Below are 22,506 nucleotides of genomic sequence, written 5' to 3'. Positions count from 1 at the left end.
ACGCCATGCACCCTGGGTGGTGCTGATCTGGCTGGTGGCCACGTGCGCGGCGAACCTCGCCGTACCCCAGATCGAGCAGGTCGTCCGCGAACACGCGAAACCCTTCTTCGCATCGGACAGCCCAGCGGTCAGTGCAGCGGTCCAGATGGGCCGGGACTTCGACGACTCCACCACCAACAACGTCGCCTATGTCGTGCTGGAAAGTTCGTCGCCCACCGGCGACGCCGACCATCAGTACTACAACCATCTGGTCGACTCGCTGCGTGCCGACCGTGCTCACGTCGAATCGGTGATGGATCTGTGGTCGGACCTCTACTCGGCTGCCATCGCTGAGGGAGGGGATCACCGCGCGGTGACCATGCTGGTGCGACTCTCCGGCGACATCGGAGACGCGCAAGCTACCGCAGCCGTTGCCGCCGTGCGGCATACGATTGATCAGGTGCCGCGGCCGGCCGGTCTTCAGGTCCACCTCAGCGGACCCGGCGCCACCGTCGTAGATGAATTCGCCTCCATCGCAAACCGACTTATCACCATCACGATCGTCACGGTGATCGTGATCGCCATACTGCTGCTCGCCGTCTACCGTTCGGTGACGGTGTGCGCCGTGGTGCTCACCACCATCGGGCTGTCTCTGGCCGCCGCGCGTGCCCTGGTGGCAGCGCTGGCCCAGGCCGGTGTTGTCGAGGTTTCGACGTTTTCGGTATCGCTGATGGCGGCGATGGTCCTCGGGGCGGGTACCGACTACACCATCTTCCTCATCGGTCGCTATCACGAACAGCGCCGCCGCGGTGTCGCCGGCGAAGTCGCACTGCAGAATTCGTACGCAAGCACCGCACCGGTGTTGATCGCGTCGGCGTCGACAGTCGCGATCGCACTGTGTTGTCTGGTGTTCACCAAGATCGGATTACTGCGCAGCGCAGGCATTCCCTGCGCGATCGCCGTCGCGGTCACCACCCTTGCCTCATTGACCCTCACGCCGGCCCTGCTGAGAATCGCGGCGTGGCGAGGACTGTGCGAGCCGACGCGATCGCACAGCATGCGACGCTGGCGGCGGCTTGGCACCGCGATAGTGCGTTGGCCTGCACCGATTTTCGTTTCGGCCACCGCGCTGCTGTTGATATGCGCGGTGCCCGCGGTCGGCCTGAGGTTGAGTTACGACGAGCGCGCAGGCCAACCACCATCGTCGGATTCCAACCTCGGATACCAGGCCGCGGACCGTCATTTCCCGGCCAACGGTCTGCTCCCTCAGTATGTGTTGATCGAGACCGATCACGACATGCGCAACCCTGCGGGGCTGATCGCTATCGAAGGCGTCACCCGCCACCTCGTGGCGATACCCGGAGTGCGCGCGGTCCAGTCCGCGAGTAGACCGACCGGAGCGCCCCCTCCCGGCGCTGCGCTCACCGACCAGGCGGGAGTGATCGGTCGTCAGATCAAGGACGGAATGTCTTCGCTGCAAACCGCACTGGACAGCATCGACCGGACCGAGACCATGCTGTCCCAACTCTCCGACGCGCTGCAGCAGCTGAACGCCGAACTGGCGGGCACCGTCGACGGTCTGCAACGGATCAACGCCGGTGCGCAGAACACCAAGAACGGCGCAACCGGATTGCACGGCATCACCGACTCCATCTCAGCGGAGCTCACGCCGCTGCGCGACTTCGTCGGTGCCACACCGGATTGCGCCACCAACACCATCTGCGCACTGGTCGACCGTGTGATCGTTCCGGTGGACGCGGCGGTGACGAGCACCCAACAACTCGAACAGGGCACCACGCAACTCGTCGACGGATCCGACCAGGCGGCCCATGCGCTGGCCGCGGCCACCACTGCGATAGCGACGACACGCGCGAAAATGAGCCAGGCGCGCCAGGTGATCACCGCACTGGGCCTCAACACCGGATCCGCGCTACCCCAATTCAGTCAACTGGCCGACTACCTGACCGCACTCGCCGCGGACTTCGCAGGCAGCCCCGACCGCGGCTTCTACCTTCCCGAAGGTGCGCTGCGCGCCCCCGGCTTCCAACGCGCAGCCAGGCTGCTCTTCTCACCTGACGGCCACGCGACGAGGCTGCTCGTCTTCACCGAAGGCGACGCATGGAGCCAATCGGCCGCAGACCAGGCCGCGCGCATCCGCACCAGCGTTCACGAAGCCACCAAGGAAGGAACCCTCAGCCGCAACGTCGTGCGCATCACCGGGGTCGGCGCCTACACGTCGGATCTGCAAGAGACCCTCGCCAGCGATATGGCGCTGCTCGTGACGGTTGCGCTGGCTCTGATCTTCGTGGTCGCGTTGCTGCTCATCCGCAGCCCGGTCGCGGCCATCACCGTCGTCGCCACCGTCGGGGTGTCCTACCTGTCCGCGCTCGGCGCGACCGTCGCGCTCTGGACGGGTCTGCTCGGACAGCACATTCACTGGGCGGTGCCACCGTTGTCATTCGTCGCGCTCGTCGCGGTCGGCACCGACTACAACCTGCTGATGACCGCCCGGCTCAAGGAAGAAGCTCCCGCGGGTTTGAAGACCGGCATGGTGCGCGCCTTCGCCGGCACGGGCGGCGTGGTCACCACCGCAGGAGTGGTGTTCGCCCTCACCATGCTCGGCTTGCTGGCCAGCGGTGTCAGCAGCATCGCCCAGATCGGTACCGCCGTGGGCATCGGCTTGATCATCGACACCCTGGTGGTTCGCGCTCTGATCTTTCCGGCCCTGGCGCGGCTGCTGGGCCGTTGGTTCTGGTGGCCGCAGCTCCAGCCGCCGATCCAATGGCCCCGAACCGGGCGCGGGAGCTAAGGAGTTTCGTCGGCCGATGAAGCGGTCGTGGCCGCGGGCCGTGCGGGCATGGCGCCGTTGCCGTTGAGCGACTCGGCCTTCTCCTCCAGCCACCACCGGAACCGCTTGGCGTGGGTGACCGGCGCGGGCCACTCCTCCTCGATCGCCGCGTTGAGTTCGGCGCCGAGCATGATCGCGAACCCGAGGAAGAAGGCGAACAACAGGAACGCGATCGGCGTCGCGAGCGCGCCGTAGGTGTAGCCGGTGCTGGTGATCCAGGTCAGGTAGACCCGCAGCCCGAAGGTGGCGATCAGAAACACCACGGCAGCGAGCACCGACCCGATGAGTAGCCGATGCGAGGGCAGCGGCTTGGGCAGCGACACCCGGTAGAGGACGTTCATCGCCAACACCAGGCCCAAAAACATCACGGGGTAGTAGCCGTAGGCCAGCGCGTTGTCCCAGCTGTCAGGGAGGTACTCGGCAACCTTGCGCGGTCCAAGAGCGAGGAACGGGGCAGACACGATCGCGCCGACGAGCATCACCACGTACAGGCCGAGCGCGTAGAACCGCTGGCGCACCGGATGCCGCAGTGCTGTCTGATCATGCGCCTCGGTGATCGAGTCGACGAACGCGGAGATCGCCGACGAGCCCGCCCACAACGAGATGACGAATCCCAGCGACACCACCTCACCGCGCGCACCCTTGACGATGTCGTGCACGGTCGGCGCGATGATCTCGCTGACGACGTTGGGCGAGAAGAACCTGCCCGCGGTGCTGATGAGCTGCTCCTGGATGGTCGGCAGCGTGTCAGGCCCGAACAGCGGCGCAATGTATGCCAGGCTCCCGAGCATTCCCAGCAGCAGGGGAGGCAGGGACAGCGCACACCAGAACGCCGCCTGCGCGGACTCCGAAAAGATCGAGTCGTCCCAGCTCTTCGACAGCGTGCGCCGAACGATGTGACCAATGTGGTGACGTGACGGCGGAACCGGTAGCGGCTGTGACTGGTCGCTCATGACCAGTCCAGCATTGCCTATTCGGTGCTACGGCTCCAGCGGGCTGACTTCGAGGACCGCCGCCAGCTCGACCAGCTTTGCCTCATGCTCGTTGGCGTGGTGCTGGCAGAACAGCAACTCGGCACCTGAGGGAAGCTTTGCGCGTACACGTGCGGCGGCCCCGCAGCGATCGCAGCGGTCAGCCCTGGTGAGTTCGGGACTGGTGAGCGTTGCGTTCATGGCGACCTCCGTAATGCTTCGCGTATATCCACTGTCTCAGACGTTTTCGGTTCCGGCCTTGTTCCCGGATCGTTTACGGGTGTGTCGTGTCTCACGGTTGCGTCGATTTGCAGCGGGTGCAGGCTGGCGGTATGCAAAACGCTCCCGGCGTCCTGGTCCACCTGTGCAGCAACGACGAATGGGAGGCCGGACAGCGGTCAGGCGCGCTGCGTCCGGAGTCGCTGGAAACGGTCGGATTCGTCCATCTGTCGGCGCCTGAGCAGGTGCATCTGCCGGCCAACCGGCTCTACGCCGGTCGCACCGATCTGGTGCTGTTGCGCATCGACGCGGCACGGCTGTCCTCTCCGGTTCGCTGGGAGCCTGGTGTCCCGACCGATCCTGGTGGCATGGTGTTCCCTCATCTGTACGGAGAATTACCCGTTCACGCTGTGATAAACGTCACGCCCTACCTGCCGGACGAGACCGGCACGTTTGGGGCGCTAACGGGTTAGCGGTCCAGGTACGCGTCGGCCTCGATCTCGACCATCAGCTCCGGTGCGATGAGCGCCGACACCTCCACCATGGTGGTGACCGGGCGGATGTCACCGAAGAACTCGGCATGCACCGCGCCGACCTCCCGCCACAGCGCGATGTCGGTGACGTACATCCGGGTGCGGACCACGTCGGTCAGCGAAGCACCGGCTTCCTCTAACGCAATGCCGATGCGGCACAACGCATCTCGCGCCTGAGCGGCGGCGTCCGGACCCGCCCCGGTGGTGCCTGCCACCGCGATGTACGGGCCCGTGCGGACCGCGCGCGAGTAGCCGACGAAAGACTCGTACTCCGTGCCGGAAGCGACCGTGCGGCGCTGCGTCATCCGTTCAAACTAGCGGCGCAGGCCCCCAGTGCAAGAGGTTTACACTTCGGTCGTTGACTGACAACCTAGACTGACTTTTCGTGGGTATCTTGTTGGGCTTCGCCCCCTGGATCGTCTACTGGGTGCTTGTCGGCAACGTCCCCTTCACGACGGCGGTGTTGGTCGCGCTTGCGGTCGCTGTGCTGTCGTTCGTGGTCGGGCGGATCAAGGGAACGCCGGGTCGAACACTCGAAATCGGCGCAGTCGCAACGTTTTTGATACTCACCGCGCTGACTTTCGCGGTGAGTCAGTCGTTCATGGAGCGGTGGATCCAGCCGTTGAGCAACGTCGGGATCTTCCTAGTCGCGTTGATCAGCGCACTGATGGGACGGCCGTTCGTGCGTGAGATTGCCGAAGTGGACCAGCCGAAGGAAGTGGTCGAGAGCGACCTGTTTCGCCGCATCACGTCGCTGCTGACATGGATCTGGATCGCGGCCTTCGCCGGCATGACGGTGTCATCGGCGGTCCCGCCGATCGTGCAGGGCGACGCGACGATCCTCGACACCAAGACGCCGCTGTCTTTCATCTGCTACTGGGTCCTTCCCTTCTCGTTCCTCGGCTTGGCCGCGCTGGCGTCGAAGGTGCTGCCGGAGAGAATGGCGCCGCCACCGGAAGACATCGTGCGCAAGACGACGTTCGTCGCCTTCGCCGAAGCCGAGATCGATCAACTGATGTACCTCGCCACCGAACACGCCAACCGTGAGATCGGCCCGGGCAAGGAGGCCTACGACATCAGGATCGGCAGCAAGGGTGTGCCGTTGGTCGGCGACGAGACCCGCGAGTCGTGGCCGTCGACATACAAGGTGCGCGACAAAAAGCGTTGACACAGGCGCGTCACAGACACGCCGAGTCACGGAATAAACCTCGCGACCGCGTCGTCGCAGGTCGTATGACACGACCGATCCGCATCGCCGCCCAGATCCCGCCCGCCGCCACACCCACCTACGCGGCGTGGCGCGACACGATCCTGCGCGCGGAAGACCTGGGCACCGACGTCATCTTCGGCTACGACCATTTCCTGGTGCCCGCGGTCACCGGTCGAGACAAGGACGGGCGGCCGATCACCGACCCGAACCCGCCTGTGCAGAACAACTTCGAGGCTTGGACCGCGCTGGCGTCCTGGGCGGAGATCACCAGTCGCGCCGAACTGGGCCTGCTCGTCGGCGGCGCCGGCTACCGCAATCCCGACCTGGTCGCCGACATGGCCCGCACCGTCGACCACATCAGCGGCGGTCGCGTGATTCTCGGTCTCGGTGCCGGGTGGTATGAACCGGACTACACCGAATACGGCTACGACTACGGCACGGTGTCGTCGCGACACGAGTTGTTCATCGATGCGCTCGAGCGCATCGAGAACCGGTTGCCGAACCTGATGCCACCGCCGCTGCGCAAGATCCCGGTGCTGATCGGCGGCGGCGGCGAGAAGAAGACGATCCCCGCCGCCGCACGGTTCGCCGACATCTGGCACACCGGCGGCGAATTGGACCTGTTCGTGCGCAAGAACGCCGTCCTCACCGAACAGACGGCGAAGATTGGACGCGACGACGCCGAGATCGAACGCGCCGTGTCGTGGGTCAGCACCGAAGCAGCGGGCGGCTACGCCGATGCCGGCGCGACGATGTTCACCGTGTCCGTATTCGGTTCGCCGGACGGATACGACCTGGCGGAGTTGAAAGCCGCTCTGGCGTGGCGTGATTCGCGCGGCTGATCAGAGGGGAACGGCTTCGACGATCGAGATCGGGTTGCCCGTGGGCACAACGCGGTTCAGCCGGAATCCCGCCCGGGCCAACAGCTTCTCCCATTCGACCTGAGTGCGTTCCCTGCCACCGACGGCGACCAGCATCTCGAGGTCGATCATCAAGCCGAGGTCGGAGGTAGAGCGTTCCGGCAGAACGCTTTCCAGCAGTAGCAGCTTGCCGCTGGCCGGGATTGCGCTGCGGACGTTGGCAAGGATTTTCAGTGCATCGTCGTCGCTCCAGTCGTGCAGGATCGTCTTCATCAGATAGGCGTCGCCGCCGTCGGGCACCGAGTCGAAGAACGACCCGCCGGCCACCTCGCAGCGCGCGGCGACACCCGTCTTGGTGAGCTCCGGACCGGCGCCGTCCACCACGGCGGGCAGGTCGAAGAGCACCCCGCGGGCGGTGGGCGCCTTCGGCAGGATCATCGCGAGCAGCCTGCCGTGCCCACCCCCGACGTCGACGATGCGGCGGAAACCACTGAAGTCGTAGGCCGCGAGCACCGCGTAGATGGCGAATTCGCTGCTCGCCGTCATCGCGTTGTTGAACGCCGACGCGAGATCCGGGTCAGTGTCGACGTATTCGAAGAACGGCATACCGCGCAGCATGTCCACCGACGGCTTGCCGGTCTGCACCGAGTACAGCAGGTTGCCCCAGTCCTCCCAGCGCAGCGGATGGCCGAAGAACAACGCGAAGTCGCGCACCGATCCCGGTGTGCCCGTTCTCAACGCCTTGCCCACCGACGTCAGCTTGAACGTGTTGTCTGCGCGGTGTCGCAGCACGCCGCGTGATGCCAGTGCGCGCATCAACCGGTAGGTCGCATCGGCGTCGCTGCCCACCCGGCGGGCCACTTCGGTCGCCGTCAGCGCACCGTCGGCCAGCTGGTCCGGGATGCCGAGCTTGACCGCGACGTAGATCGCCTGCGCGGCCCAAGCGCCGGTCAGCAACTCCAGAATGTTGATCGCTCCCGGCGCGAGCAGACGACTCAGGCGTTGGGTCGCGGAGCGAACGGCGTTGATGGCGCGGACAACCGGAACGGGTGGAATCATCGGAGGCTTTTCAGGCACTGCGAGACCATACCCTTTCAGCAACCTCACAAGCACATCACGCCCGCGGCGTGTTACTGCTGTTCGAGCCGGTCCATCATCGCGACGGCCGCCTCCATCCGCTCGACGCCCTGGTCCCGGTAGGACACCACGGTGTTGGCTTGGTCCTGGGTCATCGCGGGATTGACCGTCACGCATTCGCGGTCGAAGTCGCGGAAGTGCCCGACGGCCTCCCTCAGCACCGCCGTCACGTCGTCATCGGGGGAGGGCAGTTCCTGCTCCAGCCTGCTCACGCCGTCGGCGAACGACCGGCAGGCGTTCTGGGCGCCGGCGTAGTCGTCGGTTCGCACCGCCCCTTCGAACCAGGCCATCGCATCGTTCATCTTGTCGATGGTCGGCTGCGCCTGATTGCGCCATGCCTTCATCGTGTCGGCGTGCGAGGGGCCGCTGGGTTCCGTCGACGAACAGGCGGTCAACGCGGCCAAAAGAGCGGCGGCCGCAATGACGCGGACAGGTGAAACGCGAATGGCTAGTCCAGGTAGTCGCGCAGCACCTGAGAACGGCTGGGGTGGCGCAACTTTGACATCGTCTTCGACTCGATCTGCCGGATCCGCTCACGGGTGACGCCGTACACCTGACCGATTTCGTCGAGCGTGCGCGGCTGACCGTCGGTGAGGCCGAACCGCAACCGCACCACGCCCGCTTCGCGCTCGGACAGCGTCTCGAGCACCGACTGCAGCTGATCCTGCAGCAGCGTGAAGCTCACCGCGTCGACCGCGACAACCGCCTCGGAGTCCTCGATGAAATCGCCCAGCTGCGAATCGCCTTCGTCGCCGATGGTCTGGTCCAGCGAGATCGGCTCACGCGCGTACTGCTGGATCTCCAGCACCTTCTCCGGCGTGATGTCCATTTCCTTGGCCAGCTCTTCAGGGGTGGGCTCGCGACCCAGATCCTGCAGCAGCTCACGCTGGATGCGGCCGAGCTTGTTGATCACCTCGACCATGTGCACCGGGATGCGGATGGTGCGGGCCTGGTCGGCCATCGCGCGGGTGATCGCCTGCCGGATCCACCAGGTCGCGTAGGTGGAGAACTTGTAACCCTTTGTGTAGTCGAATTTTTCGACCGCACGGATCAGGCCCAGGTTGCCCTCCTGAATGAGGTCCAAAAACGCCATGCCGCGGCCGGTGTAGCGCTTGGCCAGCGACACCACCAAGCGCAGGTTGGCTTCGAGCAGGTGGTTCTTGGCGCGGTCGCCGTCACGGCAGATCCACATCATGTCGCGGCGCTGCGCGGCGGGCAGCTTCTCGCCCTTTTCGGTCAGCTCGGCCATCAGCTGGGTGGCGTACAAGCCCGCTTCGATGCGCTTGGCCAACTCGACTTCTTCCTCGGCGTTTAGCAGCGCGACCTTGCCGATCTGCTTGAGGTACGCGCGCACCGAGTCGGCCGATGCGGTGAGCTCGGCGTCCTTGCGGGCCTGCCGCAGCGCCTCGGACTCCTCTTCGTCCCAGACGAAGTCGCCGGAGGCCTTGTCCTTCTCGCTGGGTTCGGCGATCTCGTCGTCCTCGGCCGGCGCATCGCCCTTGGCGGCGGCGGCGGCGGGCTCGGCCCCTTCTTCCTCGGCGCTGTCGTCGTCGGCGGCGTCCTCGTCGCCAGCTTCGTCGTCGACCTCGAGGTCCTCCAGGTCGAGATCCGCGTCCTCGAGATCCTCGCCGGGCTCGGCCTCGAGGTCGTCGTCGCCCTCGACCTCTTCGGTGAGGTCTTCGTCGACCGTGCCCTCGGGCGAGGTGGCCTTCTTGGCGCGAGTGCGCGGGGCCAGACCGTCGGCCTTCGCCTTGGCAGCCTTGGCGGGTGCCTTAGCGGCCTTCGCGGCAGGAGCCTTCGCGGCCTTGGTGGCCCGCTTCGCGGGCGCAGCGCCGTTGGCGGACTTCGCCGCGTGGCCGGATTCGCGGCTCGCCGCGGTCTTCTTGGCGGGGGCCTTGGTAGCGGTGCGCTTCACCGGCTCATCGGTTGCCGGGCGTGCCTTTGTCGCTGCCACGTACACCCTTTCGATCTTGCAATTTCCAACGGGCACGGTCGTGCACCATCGAAAAGCGTCGGCTATGTCGAATATTGGCGGTTGATCTCGCCGCTATCCGGGATGCGGCCGCCGTGGACCATTGTAACGACAGTGTGAGGTACCGCCGTGTTGAGCGGCAAATTTGGCGCGTCGGTCGGTGCGCTACTTGGCGGTAGAGGTGACGTCGACGTCAGCGGCCATCGCGGCGCCGACGATGCCTGCCGTGTTCTGCAGCGCGGCGGCCACCACGGGCGTCCTGTTCTTCAACAGCGGAATCCACTTGTCGGCCTTGCGGCTGATGCCGCCGCCCGCGATGAACAGATCGGGCCAGATCGCGTTTTCGATGGCAATGAGCACGCTGGTCACCTCTTTTGTCCAGCGCTCGTAGCTCCAGCCCTTCTTTTCCTTTATCGACGACGCCGCGCGGTGTTCGGCCTCTTTGCCGCCGACCTCGATATGACCGAACTCGGTGTTCGGCAGCAGCACACCGTTGTGAATGACCGCGGAGCCGATCCCGGTGCCAAAGGTGAGCAGCACGATCACCCCGGAGTTGTCCCTGCCCGCGCCGAACTTCTCCTCGGCAAGGCCTGCGGCGTCGGCGTCGTTGAGCACTGTCACCTGTTGGCCGTCGAGCGCGGATGCGAACGCTTCCCGGACATTCACCCCGAGCCAGCGCTTGTCGACGTTGGCCGCCGTGCGCACGATGCCGTCGGTGATGACTCCGGGATAGGTGACGCCGAGTCTCTCGGTCCAGCCGAATTCCTTGACCACCGCGGCGACGGTCTTGGCGACCGAGTCCGGTGTCGCCGGTTGCGGCGTCTCCAGCTTGAACCGGTCGCCGATCAACTTCCCGGTGTCCAGGTCGACGATGCCGCCCTTGACCCCGCTTCCGCCGACATCGATGCCGAATCCTCGGCGTTGGGTACCACCGCCGTTGGTGCTGGGGTCGGCGGCTGGCTCGGTCGCGGTCATGAGCGCTCCTCAGGCGGGCAGGTCGGACGCGCAACACACATTAGTAGCTCCGGAATGTGCTGCGATGGACGAGTGACGGAAAATGACACCGATTTCCCTGAGTTGCGCTCGGTCGCGGAGCGATTGGCGGGCGAGGCCGCCGACTTCGTCCGGCGCCGCCGCGTCGAGGTGTTCGGAAATCCTGCGCCCGACGCCGCTGCCACCGTGCGGACCAAGAGCACACCCACCGACCCTGTCACCGTCGTCGACACCGAAACCGAGCGACTGCTGCGCGACCGGTTAGCGGAACTGCGTCCCGGCGAGGACATCCTCGGCGAGGAGGAAGGCGGCGCGACCGGCGTACGGAAGGGCCTGACCTGGGTGCTCGACCCGATCGACGGCACAGTGAACTTCGTCTACGGCCTACCGCAGTACGCGGTGTCGGTGGGTGTGCTGCGCGACGGCGCCCCGATCGCCGGGGCGGTGGCCGATGTTCCCGGCAAGACGCTGTTCTCGGCGGCGCGGGGGCACGGCGCGCGCATGCTGCGCGACGGCGTGACCACCCCGCTGCGGGCGAGCGCCGTCGTGGATCTGTCAATGTCGTTGATAGGCACCGGGTTTTCGTATGCGCCGGACCAACGGGCACGCCAGGCCCAGGTGCTGACCAGGCTGCTGCCCGCGGTGCGCGACGTGCGACGGATGGGCTCGGCCGCGTTGGATCTGTGCATGGTGGGGGCCGGCCAACTCGACGGCTACTACGAGGACGGCGTGCACTTGTGGGACTGGGCGGCGGGCGCGCTGGTCGCGGCAGAGGCGGGCGCGGTCATGCGGCTACCCGCCGCGGACGGCTCGAGCGGCTTCATCGCCGCGGCCGCGCCCGGTATCGCCGACGCGCTGATGGACGCCCTCGGTGATCCGTTCTGACGCGAATCGCGTTGCGCCCCAACGAATTCAGCAGGCAGCCGAGTGGATCTTCTTCAACAGCGCAGGGTCGGCGGCCTGGGTGGCGTCGGGGCGCAGGCTGGCCAGCACCGCGTCGATGTCGTCGCTGTGGGTCAGCTCGGTGAACTCGGTGCCGATGGCCAGGTCGACGGTGTTGTCGGTGCGCTGATCCTGGAACAGCTCGGTGCACGGAGCCACCAGCCACACCGCTGCGGCGGCGGCGCGCCCCGCCGGGCCGAACCGGATCTGCCCCTGGCATTCCAGCCGCGCTTTGACGTACACGGTGTCGTTGGCCGCGGCCGGCTCGGCGAAGCCGAGGTCGCGGAGTTCACCCGCCACCTCGGCGGCCTGGCCGCCCTGGCCGCTGGCGTTGAGCACGCGGATCTTGGCGTCGGCCAGCTTGGCGGGCGTCACATCGGTCATATCGGCGCGCGTCACCTGCTCACCGAGCTGCGGCGCGGGAGCCGACGGATCCGCGGGCGGCGGCGGATTGCAGACGGTGGCTTCCCGGATGTCCGGCGGTCGGCTCAGCGCCATCACCCAGACCAACAGCGTCACCACCGCGAGGGCGACGAACAACAAGATCCCCGGCAGGTAATTACGTCGGCGGAACGGCCGACCGCGTTTGTCGAACGCGGTGCCTTCGGTGATTTGCGCGACCACGCCTGCACTCTAAGGCCACAGACACGGGGCCCTTCCTGCGGTGAGATCTACACTGTGACATAAATCACACTGGAACGGGTATCAGAACGGGCACGAATCGTTTGGGGAATGCGTTCGACGCTGGTACAAAGCTCTGCTGCAAGGTCTGACGGAGGGGACAAGACATGGCTACCGATTACGACGCCCCGCGGCGCACTGAGACCGACGACGTTTCCGAGGATTCGCTCGAGGAACTGAAGGCGCGGCGTAACGAGGCCCAGTCCGCGGTCGTGGACGTCGACGAGTCCGAATCCGCCGAATCCTTCGAGCTGCCGGGCGCTGATCTGTCCGGCGAGGAATTGTCTGTGCGGGTGATCCCGAAGCAGGCCGACGAGTTCACCTGCTCGAGCTGCTTTCTGGTGCATCACCGCAGCAGGCTGGCTAGCGAGAAGAACGGCGTGATGATCTGTACCGACTGCGCGGCCTGAGCGGACCTCAAGGTCGCAGCGCGGCCAGCACGCGGTCGGGACGACGGCAGCTCACCAACCAGTACGGCGTCGGATCGTCGGGATCGTCGAGGACAAGAAGAACCATCGGGCCCACCCATGCCCGGTGCACCACATATGCGGCCGGGTCCAGCTGTCGACCCAGCGCTGCCGACTTGGCGGTCTTCGGCACTTCGGCCGACCGCGTGATCACGCTGACGGGCAGGTGCGCGCCGCCGGCCCACAACTCCGTCTCGCCGTCGGTGCTGACGACCTTGACCTCGATCCTGCCGAACCACAGCAGCACGACGGCGGCGACGGGCAGCAAAACGGCGAACGGCACCCAGTTGGGCAGCGATTGCACGCCCTGATTGACCTCGAGCGCGATCAACGCCGCGAGACCGAAGCCGGGCGGCCACCACCACCAGGGCACGCGCAACCGTTCGCGGTAGCGCACAGTTTGCGCCGTGGCGCGCGTGTCGGACACGCGGCCAAGAGTAATCTCTGACGTCGTGTTCACCTCTCTGGCGGTCGTGCGCCTTGATCGCGATCTGCCGATGCCCAGCCGAGCCCACGACGGCGACGCGGGCATCGACCTGTTCAGCGCGCTCGACGTCGAACTCGCGCCCGGTCAGCGGGCGCTGGTGCCGACCGGCATCGCCGTCGCCATCCCGCACGGCATGGTCGGGCTCGTTCATCCGCGCTCGGGTTTGGCTGCGCGCGTTGGGCTTTCGATCGTCAACAGCCCCGGCACCATCGACGCGGGCTACCGCGGTGAGATCAAGGTCTCGTTGATCAACCTGGACCCCGAAACACCGATCGTGGTGAACCGGGGTGACCGGATCGCCCAACTGTTGGTGCAGCGAGTCGAGTTGCCCGAACTGGTCGAGGTGACGTCATTCGACGAGGCCGGACTGGCCGACACATCCCGTGGCGACGGTGGCCACGGTTCCTCCGGCGGACATGCGAGTTTGTGATGGCATTCGGAAAACACAGGAACGACGACGACAGCACTGTTGACCGCGCTGTCGACGAGGACTTGACGGGTGATCCCGTCGACGAGGAACTCGAGGGTCCGTTCGACATCGACGACTTCGACGACGCTGCGACCGCGGCGCAGGGCCGGTTGGATCTGGGCTCCGTGCTGATCCCTATGCCGGAGGCCGGCCAGGTGCAGGTCGAACTCAACGAGGCGGGGGTGCCCAGCGCGGTATGGGTGGTCACGCCCAACGGCCGGTTCACCATCGCCGCCTACGCCGCGCCGAAGTCGGCGGGGCTGTGGCGCGAGGTCGCCACGGAACTGGCCGACTCGCTGCGCAAGGAGGTCGCCCAGGTCAGCATCGAGGACGGGCCGTGGGGCCGCGAGGTGGTCGGCGTATCGAAGGCCGAGCAGAACCAGCAGGCAGGCGTGGTCCGGTTCATCGGAGTCGACGGCTACCGGTGGATGATCCGGTGTGTGGTCAACGGCCCGCAGGACCGCATCGCAGCGCTTGCGGCGGAGGCGCGAAATGCGTTGGCGGACACAGTCGTTCGGCGTGGTGACACGCCGCTGCCGGTCCGCACGCCGCTGCAGGTGCAGTTACCGGACCCGATGGCGGCCCAGTTGCGCGCCGCCGCCGAACAGGCCGCCCAGCAGCAGATGCAGCAGGCCCAGCAGGTTCAGCAGCAGCCGCCGCAGCCCGCGGCGCGGCGCAGCGAACTCGGCTCGGCGATGCAGCAGTTGCGCACCATCACCGGCGGTTGACGCACACAAATCACTCGATATCGGCCAGCGCGGCCACGCATGCCGCGCCCAACACGCCGGGGTCCTCGCCCATCTCGACGAGCGTGACGGTGCGCAGGGCGGCGCGCGGCGCGGCCGCCACCCACTCGAAGCCCACCTCCACCGGGTGGATCGGATCGTCGGTCGCCGACGCCACGCCCATCGGCACGGTGAGCCCCGAGAACTGCCCGCACGTCGGCGCGACATAGCGGGCCGCTTCCTCCATCGCATCCGGCAAAGCGGGCCACTGGTCAACCCAGGACCGGGTCAGCTCGTCGGCCAGCCAGGCCGGGCTCGACGCCCGCATCTGCGTCGTCGCCGACGCCAGGCCGTCGCGCCGCAGCATCTCGGCGGAGTGCCGCGCGGCCAGCGCGGCGGGCGCGGCCTCCGGTTCGCCCGTCCACGCAGGCAGCGCGGCCAGCACCGCAACGGCGTGCCCGGGATGCGCCAGCGCCCACTCCGCTGCCACCGCCGCGCCGATCGACACTCCGCCGACCGCGATGGCGCCGCCACGCGCGGCGTCGTGAAGCGCGTCACGGTAGCCGTCGATGAGCCGGTCCGGTTGCGGCGACGGCGTCACCACCACTGCGCCGACATCGTGCAGAGCGCCGGAAAACGCCCGGTAGACGTAGTCGTCGTCGGATCCGGTGCCCGGCAGCAGCACCGTCGTTACGCCGCGAAGATTGACCGCCATCAGATGATCGTCTCCCGTTCACCACCTCGTCGGCGTGGCGACCCACCCCTACGTGGCATATCGGAACCAAGAGGTCTACCGTGGCGTTGGATTGGGTAGATCCATGGTGGATCTGCAAAAGTCAGGAGAGGCCATGGCTACGGCCGAAGGGTATCTTCGCCGGCTCACCCGTCGATTGACGGAAGACCCGGAGCAACTCGACGTAGAAGAGCTCACCGACGAAGCCGCCAGTACCGGCGCTCAAAAAGCGATCGACTGTCAACGCGGCCAGGAAGTGACAATGGTCGGCACCCTGCGCAGCGTGGAGTGCAACGGCAAAGGCTGCTCGGGCGGCGTCAAAGCCGAACTGTTCGACGGCACGGATTCCGTGATGCTGGTGTGGCTCGGCCAACGGCGCATCCCCGGCATCGAATCCGGTCGTACGCTTCGGGTGCACGGCCGGGTCGGCAAGCTCGACAGCGGCGTCAAGGCGATCTACAACCCCCATTACGAGATTCAGAAGTGAGCGACCCCGGACCTGAACCGGGGAAGCAACCGAAGGCGAACGCAGTCCTCGAACAGATGGGCGGTGTGAGTGGCCTCATCTATTCCTCGTTGCCCGTCGTGGTCTTCGTCCCCGTCTCCACCACCCTCGGGCTGATGCCTGCCATCGGCGCCGCGCTCGGCGTGGCGGCGCTGATCCTGATCTGGCGGCTGATCCGCCGTGAATCCGCCCAGCCTGCGATCTCCGGGTTCGTCGGCGTCGGCATCAGTGCGTTGATCGCGTACATCGTCGGTGCCTCGAAGGGCTACTTCCTGCTCGGCATCTGGATGTCCTTGTTCTGGGCCGTGGTGTTCGGAGTTTCGATCCTGATCCGGCGTCCTGCCGTCGGCTACATCTGGGGCTGGGTGAACTCCCACGACCGCGACTGGCGCGGCCTGCGCAAGGCGGTGCTGGTGTTCGACCTCGCGACCTTCGTCTGGGTGCTGGTGTTCACCTCACGCTTCGTGGTGCAGCAGCACCTCTACGACTCCGACCAGACGGGCTGGCTGGGCGTGGCCCGCATCGCGATGGGGTGGCCTCTCACGGCGGTGGCGGCGCTCGTCACGTACCTGGCCATCCGCGCCGCCCAGCGCGCGCTGCACGCCCACGATGCCCAACAACCCGCGACGACCACCGAGGAACACGGGGACCTGGCGCAACCCGATGCCCACCAGGGCGGATAGCGACAGGCCGCTCATCGCGGTCGCGGTGCTGGCTTCGTTCGTCGCGTTCCTCGACGGTTCGGTGGTGAATCTGGCCCTGCCGGCGATCAGCCGCGAATTCAGCGGCGGTCTTGCGCTGCAGCAGTGGGTGGTCGACGGCTATCTGCTCACCCTCGGCGCGTTGATCCTTGTGGCAGGGGCGATTTCGGATCAGTTCGGCAGGCTCGCGGTGCTGCGGATGGGCATCGTCGTGTTCGGGATGGCGTCGGTGCTGTGCGCGCTCGCGCCCGGCGGGTGGGTGCTGATCGCCGCGCGGTGTCTGCAGGGCGTCGGCGCAGCGTTTCTGGTGCCGAGCTCGCTGGCCATGATCAACGCGCGGTTCTCCGGCGCCGCCCAGGCCCGGGCCATCGGCACGTGGACGGCGTGGACCGGCACCGCGTTCGTGATCGGTCCGCTGCTGGGCGGTCTGCTGGTCGACGCCGTCGGCTGGCGCTGGATCTTCGGGGTCAACATCGTGCCGTTGGCGGCCACGCTGTACCTGACCACCAGACTGACGCGACCCGACTCCGCGGACCGGGCCGCGCGCGTCGATGTGATCGGCGCGCTGCTCAACGCCGTCGGCCTGACCGGAGCCGTGTACGGCCTCATCGAAGGGCAGCGGCTCGGCTTCGCCCATCCTCAGGTGGTTGCGGCCCTGGTGGTCGGGTTGGGATGCCTGGCGGTGTTCCCGTTCTGGGAGCGGCGCTGCCCGCATCCGATGATGCCGCTGCACATCTTCGCCGCACGCAACTTCGCGGTGGGCAACCTCGCGACGGTGTTCCTGTATGCGGCGGTGTCACTCGGCACGTTGATCGTCGCGCTGTTCCTACAGGAGGCCGCGGGCCTGTCGGCCACCCAAGCGGGGCTGGCCACGCTGCCCATCCCGGTGCTGTCGTTCCTGCTGGCCCGCCGGTTCGGCACGCTGGCCGGTGCGCACGGGCCGCGGCTGTTCATGGCGGGCGGTCCGCTGATCGCCGCGGCCGGCTATCTCTGGATGACCACGGCGGGGGAGCCGTTCGACTTCTGGACGCAGATGTTGCCGGGGCTGATGGTGTTCGGTCTCGGATTGTCGATCACGGTGTCGCCGCTGACGGCGGCGATCCTGGCCGCTGTCGACCCGGCACAAAGCGGCATCGGTTCGGCGATCAACAACGCCGTGTCCCGGATCGCCGGGCTGATCGCGATCGCGTTCACGGGCGTAATTCTCGGCGGCACAGTCGATTTCGAAGGTTTCCGGCAGGGCGCCTTGGTGACAGCGGCGCTGTTCGTCGCGGCCGGAGTGGTGTCGGCGATCGGCATCTCCAACGCGCAATGCGACTACGACAAGGTCACCGCCGAAGACGCGGCGTACTTGCACCGCTGAACCTCAACGCGTGGCGCGGGGGTGCAGCAGCAGCTCCTGCAGTGCTTCCTCGACGTCGGTGGTGGCCACGAACAACAGCTCGTCGCCGCCTTCCAGCGGCTCGTCGGACTCGGGAACGATCACCCGAGGGCCGCGCAGGATCGTCACCAGCGCCGCGTCGCGCGGCAGGTCCAGCCGCTTGACCGGCTTCCCGCCCCACGGCGTGTCGTCGGGCAGCGTGATCTCGACGAGGTTGGCCTGGCCCTTGCGGAACTCCATCAACCGCACCAGGTCGCCGACGGCGACGGCCTCCTCGACGAGCGAGGCCAACATGCGCGGCGTGGACACCGCGACGTCGACGCCCCAGTTCTCGTCGAACAGCCACTCGTTGCGCGGATCGTTGGCCCTGGCCACCACACGCGGCACCGCGAACTCGGTCTTGGCCAGCAGGCTGACCACCACGTTGACCTTGTCGTCGCCCGTCGCGGCGATCACCACGTCGAACTCCTCGAGCTTGACCGACTCGAGCAGGCTCAATTCGCACGCGTCGCCAAGACGCCAGTGGGCGGCCGGAATGGCGTCGACGTCGATGTGGTCCGGGTTGCGCTCGAGCAGCGTGACGTCGTGGGTCTCGACCAACTCGCGGGCGATGGATCTGCCGACGGCCCCCGCTCCGGCAATCGCGACCTTCATCGGCGCCGCTCCTCCATGTCTTCGCGGACGCGCTTCATGCCGACTCCACGTCCTCACTCGGCGGCAGCGCCGCGATCGCCAGGGCCTCGGCGATATGCCCGGCGATGGCCGCCATGTACACCTGATCGCCGGCCTGAATGACCGTCTTGGGGTCGGGCAGCAGGCCCGCTCCGAACCGGATCAGGAACGCCACCCTGGCGCCGGTGGCGCTCTCCAGTGCTGTGATCCGGTGTCCCACCCACTCCTCGTGCAGTGCAAGCTCGGTGACGCCGACGTTGCCGGTCGGATCGCGCCATTTCGTGGTTTCGGTCTCCCTGGTCAACACGTTGAGCAACCGGTCGGTGGTCCACGGCACGGTGGCCACCGTCGGGATGCCAAGACGCTCGTAGACGGCCGCGCGCTTGGCGTCGTAGATGCGGGCCACCACACGCTCGACGCCGAACGTCTCGCGGGCCACCCTCGCCGAGATGATGTTGGAGTTGTCGCCCGACGACACCGCAGCGAACGCGCCCGCCTCCTCGATGCCTGCCCGCAGCAGAACGTCGCGGTCGAAGCCCATGCCCAGCACCCGCTCACCCGGAAACTCGGGGGAGAGACGATGAAAGGCGGTGCTGTCGCGATCGATGACAGCCACATCGTGGCCGATCCGGGCCAGGCTGTCCGACAACGACGCGCCAACCCGGCCGCACCCCATGACCACTACCCGCACCTGACAGTCCTTTCCGGCATGTCTGTGGCGAACCCGCGCACGCAGAACGCTACCGCTTTCCGACGGCTGATGGCCGTCGGGCTTACTCTTGGCTCTCGTGTCCAAGCTTTCGACCGCTGCGCGCCGGTTGGTCCTCGGCAGGCCGTTCCGCAGCGACAAGCTCGCCCACACGCTCTTACCCAAGCGCATCGCGCTGCCCGTGTTCGCCTCCGACGCGCTGTCATCGGTCGCCTACGCACCGGAGGAGATCTTTCTGGTGCTCTCCGTCGCCGGGCTGACCGCCTACTCGATGGCCCCGTGGATCGGGCTCGCCGTCGCCGCGGTGATGTTGATCGTCATCGCCAGTTACCGGCAGAACGTGCATGCCTACCCGTCGGGCGGCGGCGATTACGAGGTGGTCACCACCAACCTGGGTCCGACCGCGGGCTTGACGGTGGCCAGCGCGCTGCTGGTGGACTACGTGCTGACGGTCGCGGTCTCGATGTCCTCGGCGATGTCGAACATCGGTTCGGCGATTCCGTTCATCGACCATCACAAGGTGCTCTTCGCTGTCATCGCGATCCTGGTGCTGGCATCGATAAACCTGCGAGGCATCCGGGAATCGGGCACCGCGTTCGCGATCCCCACCTACGCGTTCATGATCGGCATGTACATCATGCTGGCCTGGGGGCTGTTCCAGATTTACATCCTGGGTAATCCGCTGCGCGCCGAATCGGCGGGCTTCGAGGTGCAGTCCGAACACGGCGAGGTGCTCGGGTTCGCGATGATATTCCTTGTCGCGCGGGCGTTCTCGTCGGGCTGTGCGGCGCTGACGGGTGTCGAGGCGATCAGCAACGGTGTGCCCGCATTCCGGAAACCCAAGTCCCGCAACGCCGCCACGACGCTGCTGATGCTCGGCGTCATCGCGGTGTCGCTGTTCATGGGCATCATCATGCTGGCCAAGGAAACCGGTGTGAAGATCGCCGATAGCCCCGAGCAATTGGTCGGTGCCCCGCCCGGATACCACCAGAAGACGCTGATCGCACAGCTCGCCGACGCCGTTTTCCACGACTTCCCGATCGGTCTGTATCTGATCGCAGGCGTCACTGCACTGATCCTGATCCTGGCGGCCAACACCGCGTTCAACGGTTTCCCGGTGCTGGGATCGATTCTGGCCCAGGATCGTTACCTGCCCCGTCAGCTACACACCCGTGGCGACCGGCTGGCGTTCTCCAACGGCATCCTGTTCCTGGCGTTCGCCGCGATCGCGTTCGTCGTCGCGTTCCGCGCCGAGGTGACGGCGCTGATCCAGCTGTACATCGTCGGGGTGTTCGTGTCGTTCACCCTCAGCCAGATCGGCATGGTTCGGCACTGGACCCGGCTGCTGCGCACCGAAACCGACTCCGCCGCGCGCAGCCACATGATGCGGTCGCGGGTGATCAACACCATCGGCTTCATCTGCACCGGCACTGTGCTGATCATCGTGGTGGTGACGAAGTTCGTCGCGGGCGCCTGGATCGCGATCCTGGCGATGGGCGCGCTGTTCGTCATCATGAAGATGATTCACAAGCACTACGACACCGTCTCCCGGGAACTCGAACAGCAAGCCGAGGAACAGGGCGACGACATGGTGCTGCCGAGCCGCAACCACGCCGTCGTGCTGGTGTCCAAGTTGCACCTGCCGACCAAGCGTGCGCTGGCCTACGCCAGGGCCACCCGACCGGACGTGCTGGAGGCCATCACGGTCAGCGTCGACGACGGGGAAACCCGCGAACTGGTGCACCAGTGGGAAGGCAGCGACATCAGTGTGCCGCTGAAGGTGATCGCGTCGCCGTATCGCGAAATCACCCGTCCCGTCCTCGATTACGTGAAGAGGGTCAGCAAGGAGTCGCCGCGCACCGTGGTCACGGTGTTCATCCCGGAATACGTCGTCGGGCACTGGTGGGAGCAGGTGCTGCACAACCAGAGCGCGCTGCGGCTCAAAGGCAGACTGCTGTTCATGCCGAACGTGATGGTGACTTCGGTGCCGTGGCAACTCAGTTCGTCGGAGCGACTCAAGACGCTGCAGCCGCATGCCGCGCCCGGTGATATCCGCAGAGGGTTCCTGGATTGACCGAACATGTCGACGAACCGCCGCCATGGCCGGAGGACCTGACACTGACCATCGGGCCACCGGCCAACGGCGGGAGCTGTGTGGCGCGCCACGACGGCCGGGTGGTCTTCGTGCGCTACGCCTTGCCGGGTGAGACGGTCAAGGTGCGGGTCGTGGGGGACCACGGATCGTATTGGCACGCAGACGTTGTCGAGGTGATCGAGCCGTCGGCCGACCGCATCGACTCGCTATGCCCGATCGCCGGTGTCGACGGTGCCGGCTGCTGCGATCTGGCGTTCGCCGATCCGGAGGCCACCCGCAGGCTCAAAGGCGAGGTCGTTGCCAACCAGCTGGCCCGACTCGGCGGCTATCAATGGCGTGACGAGGACTCCGCCGTCGCCGAACCGGTCGGCACTGGTGAGCCGACCGGCTGGCGCACCCGGGTGCGGCTGGACACCACGGCAGAGGGCCGGGCGGGTTTTCACCGGTATCACAGCTCCGAATTGGTGACCGAACTGAACTGTGCGCAGCTGCCGACGGGGATGCTCGACGGCATCAACGACTGGATGTGGCCGGCAGGCGCCCAACTACACGTGGCGATCGACGACGACGGCGAACGGCACGTCGTCCAGTCGGGGCCGCGGACCGGGCGCAAGACTACGACGCTGGTGGCCGAGGGCCGCTACGAGGCCCCCCAGCGGGTCGGTGAGCGGGTGTGGCGGGTGCCGGTGACGGCGTTCTGGCAGGCGCATCGTGACGCGGCGACCACCTACAGCCGGCTGGTGGCGGACTGGGCGCAACTCGCACCAGGCATGACAGCGTGGGACTTGTATGGCGGCGCAGGCGTTTTCGCCGCGGTGCTGGCGGAAGGTGTCGGCGAGGGCGGCAAGGTCGTCACGGTGGACACCTCGCGCGGCGCGTCGCGGTCGGCGCGCACGGCGATGAGCGACCTCGGCTGGGTGACGGTGCTGACCGACTCGGTGCGCAGAGCCCTGATGTCGCAGATGGCACACAACGCCCGCGCGGATGTCGCGGTGCTGGATCCGCCGCGGTCGGGCGCCGGCCGCGATGTCATCGACCTGCTGGCCGCCGCCGAAGTGCCACGGGTGATCCACATCGGTTGCGAGGCCGCGTCCTTCGCCCGCGATATCGGGCTCTACCGCGGCGCCGGGTACAGCGTGGAGGACCTGCGGGTGTTCGACTCGTTCCCGCTGACCCACCACGTCGAATGCGTCGCGGTTCTGACTCGCTGATTTGGG

The 22,506-nt window shown here is 66.8% G+C and carries 25 protein-coding genes; 13 read left to right on the top strand and 12 right to left on the bottom strand.

Annotated features, from left to right (window positions below; translation table 11 throughout):
* Positions 1–16: 16 nt before the first annotated feature.
* Positions 17–2,788 (top strand): RND family transporter, encoded by a 2,772-nt coding sequence (locus A5724_RS07395; protein WP_197518582.1) that lies wholly within the window; start codon positions 17–19, stop codon positions 2,786–2,788.
* On the opposite strand, the gene A5724_RS07390 is transcribed toward A5724_RS07395, so the two are convergent.
* The gene (locus A5724_RS07390) at positions 2,785–3,780 is read right to left on the bottom strand and encodes a YihY/virulence factor BrkB family protein (RefSeq protein ID WP_067798562.1); all 996 of its coding nucleotides are present in this window, start codon (positions 3,778–3,780) and stop codon (positions 2,785–2,787) included. The two genes, A5724_RS07395 and A5724_RS07390, sit on opposite strands and share 4 nt — an antisense overlap.
* Before the next feature lie 27 nt (positions 3,781–3,807).
* Complete coding sequence (locus A5724_RS07385; protein ID WP_067798560.1) at positions 3,808–3,999, bottom strand: hypothetical protein; 192 nt, start codon at positions 3,997–3,999, stop codon at positions 3,808–3,810.
* A 131-nt stretch (positions 4,000–4,130) separates the two neighbouring features.
* On the opposite strand from A5724_RS07385, the gene A5724_RS07380 reads away from it, so the two are divergent.
* Positions 4,131–4,490 carry a DUF952 domain-containing protein gene (locus A5724_RS07380; RefSeq protein ID WP_067798557.1) on the top strand — a complete coding sequence of 120 codons (360 nt, stop codon included), beginning with the start codon at positions 4,131–4,133 and terminating at the stop codon, positions 4,488–4,490.
* Here A5724_RS07380 and A5724_RS07375 read toward each other — a convergent pair.
* Positions 4,487–4,855 (bottom strand): RidA family protein, encoded by a 369-nt coding sequence (locus A5724_RS07375; RefSeq protein ID WP_067798554.1) that lies wholly within the window; start codon positions 4,853–4,855, stop codon positions 4,487–4,489. The two genes, A5724_RS07380 and A5724_RS07375, sit on opposite strands and share 4 nt — an antisense overlap.
* A gap of 80 nt (positions 4,856–4,935) precedes the next feature.
* On the opposite strand from A5724_RS07375, the gene A5724_RS07370 reads away from it, so the two are divergent.
* A complete protein-coding gene (locus A5724_RS07370) occupies positions 4,936–5,718 on the top strand; it encodes a hypothetical protein (RefSeq protein ID WP_067798551.1) in 783 nt (260 codons plus the stop codon).
* Between the two features lie 65 nt (positions 5,719–5,783).
* A complete protein-coding gene (locus A5724_RS07365) occupies positions 5,784–6,602 on the top strand; it encodes an LLM class F420-dependent oxidoreductase (protein ID WP_067798549.1) in 819 nt (272 codons plus the stop codon).
* Here the strand turns inward: A5724_RS07365 and A5724_RS07360 are convergent, their stop codons facing one another.
* The 4 genes from A5724_RS07360 to ppgK all read right to left on the bottom strand — a co-directional run bounded on the left by A5724_RS07360 (position 6,603) and on the right by ppgK (position 10,704).
* Positions 6,603–7,679: a methyltransferase gene (locus tag A5724_RS07360; RefSeq protein ID WP_067798546.1), complete on the bottom strand. Its 1,077-nt coding sequence runs from the start codon at positions 7,677–7,679 to the stop codon at positions 6,603–6,605.
* Between the two features lie 71 nt (positions 7,680–7,750).
* Positions 7,751–8,101 (bottom strand): hypothetical protein, encoded by a 351-nt coding sequence (locus tag A5724_RS07355; protein WP_067798543.1) that lies wholly within the window; start codon positions 8,099–8,101, stop codon positions 7,751–7,753.
* A gap of 104 nt (positions 8,102–8,205) precedes the next feature.
* Complete coding sequence (locus A5724_RS07350) at positions 8,206–9,711, bottom strand: RNA polymerase sigma factor (RefSeq protein WP_067798845.1); 1,506 nt, start codon at positions 9,709–9,711, stop codon at positions 8,206–8,208.
* A gap of 183 nt (positions 9,712–9,894) precedes the next feature.
* On the bottom strand, positions 9,895–10,704 hold the full coding sequence (gene ppgK / locus A5724_RS07345; RefSeq protein WP_067798539.1) for a polyphosphate--glucose phosphotransferase: 810 nt from the start codon (positions 10,702–10,704) through the stop codon (positions 9,895–9,897).
* Between the two features lie 54 nt (positions 10,705–10,758).
* On the opposite strand from ppgK, the gene A5724_RS07340 reads away from it, so the two are divergent.
* Positions 10,759–11,607, top strand: a complete 849-nt coding sequence (locus A5724_RS07340) for an inositol monophosphatase family protein (protein ID WP_156752173.1) — start codon at positions 10,759–10,761, stop codon at positions 11,605–11,607.
* A 27-nt stretch (positions 11,608–11,634) separates the two neighbouring features.
* Here the strand turns inward: A5724_RS07340 and cei are convergent, their stop codons facing one another.
* Positions 11,635–12,288, bottom strand: coding sequence for an envelope integrity protein Cei (cei, locus tag A5724_RS07335; protein WP_067798531.1), 654 nt, complete (start codon positions 12,286–12,288; stop codon positions 11,635–11,637).
* Between the two features lie 164 nt (positions 12,289–12,452).
* Between cei and A5724_RS07330 the strand changes: the two genes are divergently transcribed.
* Positions 12,453–12,755, top strand: a complete 303-nt coding sequence (locus A5724_RS07330) for a DUF4193 domain-containing protein (RefSeq protein ID WP_024445904.1) — start codon at positions 12,453–12,455, stop codon at positions 12,753–12,755.
* 7 nt (positions 12,756–12,762) lie between these two features.
* Here the strand turns inward: A5724_RS07330 and A5724_RS07325 are convergent, their stop codons facing one another.
* Positions 12,763–13,239 (bottom strand): DUF3093 domain-containing protein, encoded by a 477-nt coding sequence (locus tag A5724_RS07325; protein WP_067798528.1) that lies wholly within the window; start codon positions 13,237–13,239, stop codon positions 12,763–12,765.
* 25 nt (positions 13,240–13,264) lie between these two features.
* Between A5724_RS07325 and dut the strand changes: the two genes are divergently transcribed.
* Positions 13,265–13,729 (top strand): dUTP diphosphatase, encoded by a 465-nt coding sequence (gene dut, locus A5724_RS07320; protein WP_067798525.1) that lies wholly within the window; start codon positions 13,265–13,267, stop codon positions 13,727–13,729.
* Positions 13,729–14,496, top strand: coding sequence for a DUF3710 domain-containing protein (locus tag A5724_RS07315; protein WP_067798521.1), 768 nt, complete (start codon positions 13,729–13,731; stop codon positions 14,494–14,496). Before dut ends, A5724_RS07315 begins: the two co-directional genes overlap by 1 nt.
* 10 nt (positions 14,497–14,506) lie before the next feature.
* On the opposite strand, the gene A5724_RS07310 is transcribed toward A5724_RS07315, so the two are convergent.
* The gene (locus A5724_RS07310; RefSeq protein ID WP_067798517.1) at positions 14,507–15,208 is read right to left on the bottom strand and encodes a hypothetical protein; all 702 of its coding nucleotides are present in this window, start codon (positions 15,206–15,208) and stop codon (positions 14,507–14,509) included.
* Positions 15,209–15,341: 133 nt separating this feature from the next.
* Here A5724_RS07310 and A5724_RS07305 point away from each other — a divergent pair, with 133 nt between their 5' ends.
* From A5724_RS07305 to A5724_RS07295, 3 genes are read left to right on the top strand one after another with little or no spacing between them, the layout of a single operon-like run.
* Positions 15,342–15,713: an OB-fold nucleic acid binding domain-containing protein gene (locus A5724_RS07305; protein ID WP_067798842.1), complete on the top strand. Its 372-nt coding sequence runs from the start codon at positions 15,342–15,344 to the stop codon at positions 15,711–15,713.
* The gene (locus A5724_RS07300; protein ID WP_067798514.1) at positions 15,710–16,414 is read left to right on the top strand and encodes a DUF3159 domain-containing protein; all 705 of its coding nucleotides are present in this window, start codon (positions 15,710–15,712) and stop codon (positions 16,412–16,414) included. The genes A5724_RS07305 and A5724_RS07300 overlap by 4 nt, the downstream gene beginning before the upstream one ends.
* The gene (locus A5724_RS07295) at positions 16,395–17,795 is read left to right on the top strand and encodes an MFS transporter (RefSeq protein ID WP_067798511.1); all 1,401 of its coding nucleotides are present in this window, start codon (positions 16,395–16,397) and stop codon (positions 17,793–17,795) included. The genes A5724_RS07300 and A5724_RS07295 overlap by 20 nt, the downstream gene beginning before the upstream one ends.
* Before the next feature lie 3 nt (positions 17,796–17,798).
* On the opposite strand, the gene A5724_RS07290 is transcribed toward A5724_RS07295, so the two are convergent.
* Positions 17,799–18,467 carry a TrkA family potassium uptake protein gene (locus tag A5724_RS07290; protein WP_067798508.1) on the bottom strand — a complete coding sequence of 223 codons (669 nt, stop codon included), beginning with the start codon at positions 18,465–18,467 and terminating at the stop codon, positions 17,799–17,801.
* Between the two features lie 34 nt (positions 18,468–18,501).
* Positions 18,502–19,176, bottom strand: coding sequence for a TrkA family potassium uptake protein (locus A5724_RS07285; RefSeq protein WP_067798505.1), 675 nt, complete (start codon positions 19,174–19,176; stop codon positions 18,502–18,504).
* 97 nt (positions 19,177–19,273) lie between these two features.
* On the opposite strand from A5724_RS07285, the gene A5724_RS07280 reads away from it, so the two are divergent.
* Both A5724_RS07280 and A5724_RS07275 read left to right on the top strand, forming a co-directional pair.
* Complete coding sequence (locus A5724_RS07280; protein ID WP_067798502.1) at positions 19,274–21,268, top strand: APC family permease; 1,995 nt, start codon at positions 19,274–19,276, stop codon at positions 21,266–21,268.
* Positions 21,265–22,500, top strand: coding sequence for a class I SAM-dependent RNA methyltransferase (locus A5724_RS07275; protein ID WP_067798499.1), 1,236 nt, complete (start codon positions 21,265–21,267; stop codon positions 22,498–22,500). Before A5724_RS07280 ends, A5724_RS07275 begins: the two co-directional genes overlap by 4 nt.
* Positions 22,501–22,506: the final 6 nt, after the last annotated feature.

It is taken from the genome of Mycobacterium sp. ACS1612 (assembly GCF_001667505.1).
Classification (GTDB): Bacteria; Actinomycetota; Actinomycetes; order Mycobacteriales; family Mycobacteriaceae; genus Mycobacterium.
The sequence above is the reverse complement of the archived record's forward strand: the minus strand, read 5'-3'. Positions and strand labels throughout refer to the sequence as shown.